Source organism: Enterobacter cloacae complex sp. S1, assembly GCF_014930525.1.
GTDB lineage: Bacteria > Pseudomonadota > Gammaproteobacteria > Enterobacterales > Enterobacteriaceae > Enterobacter > Enterobacter hormaechei_C.
In genome coordinates this window covers 1-1053 of record NZ_JADBRE010000074.1, presented here as the reverse complement: position 1 = coordinate 1053, position 1053 = coordinate 1, and the positions used below count along the sequence as shown (strand labels likewise).

The 1053-nt window shown below is 33.0% G+C and carries 1 protein-coding gene and 2 pseudogenes; all 3 read left to right on the top strand.

Features of this window, described 5'->3' with window-relative positions; genetic code table 11:
• Nucleotides 1-491: pseudogene (locus IM290_RS21465) on the top strand (DNA-binding protein); the annotation flags it as partial.
• Nucleotides 492-890 carry a hypothetical protein gene (locus tag IM290_RS21460; RefSeq protein WP_047061894.1) on the top strand — a complete coding sequence of 133 codons (399 nt, stop codon included), beginning with the start codon at nt 492-494 and terminating at the stop codon, nt 888-890.
• 40 nt (nt 891-930) lie between these two features.
• Nucleotides 931-1053 (top strand): annotated as a pseudogene (locus IM290_RS21740) (hypothetical protein); the annotation flags it as partial.

The following is a 1053-nucleotide window of genomic DNA, read 5'->3' as shown; positions in this document are numbered from 1 at the left end:
GTTATATAAATGAAGATGGTAGCCCATATTTGCTAAGAACACATCAACTGAGGCATCTTCTCAACACATTTGCTCAAATAAATGGTATGGATGAATTTAGTATTGCTCGCTGGTCTGGACGTAAGCTTATTTCTCAAAATGTTTCTTATGACCATAGATCGCATCTTCAAATGTCTAAAGCAATAAGAGAACAAAAGTTATCAGTATGTGTTAATGAGCACAGAATAAAGGATATTCCAGTGGTGGATCTTAATGAGTTTGACTCACTTAGTAGTGGTGCAGTACTTGTATCAAAACATGGCTACTGCAAGCACTCATATGCGTTTAAGCCGTGTGAACATTATCCGATTGAGAATTCTGGTTTAGATAACGAAACGATTTCAAACATTCACGATAAAATTTTAAAAAGAACACTGTATGATAAAAATGATGGTAACATAAATGCTGATAGATGGTATGAATTCCATAAGAGAATAAAAAAAGGAGAATAAATGGCTAAGCATATAAATGGTTATCATGAGAAGAAGATTGTAGATGTTATTAACACATGGTCTATAGATGAAAAACTAACTTGGGACGCTTTGTGCGACAGGTTAGTAAGGATTATTGGGAAAAGACCATCAAGACAATCCTTAAGTAGTCATGTAAGGATTGCAGAAAGCTTCAGTGTGAAAAAAGCCACTATCAAATCTGGTGCATTACACACTGTAAAACCTGCTAATTTAAAAGTGGCTTCTCAACGAATTAGAAGACTTGAAGCAGAAAATGAAGCTTTGAAGGCATTAAATGAACGCTATTTAGAACAGTTCAAAGTGTGGCTTTATAATGCTCACCTTAAACAAATAACGATTGAAGAACTTAATAATCCATTACCTGCAAAATACCTTTAATAGAATTGATAGGTTTTAGCTATTGACATGGTAAAATATTATGTTATTTATTTTCTTGTCAGGACGACAAAATTTCACTATTGCAAGGATGCATATTATGGATAAAACAAATATTAACTTAATGGAAAGGTATCTATTACTGCTTGATCGATTCGTTTATAAA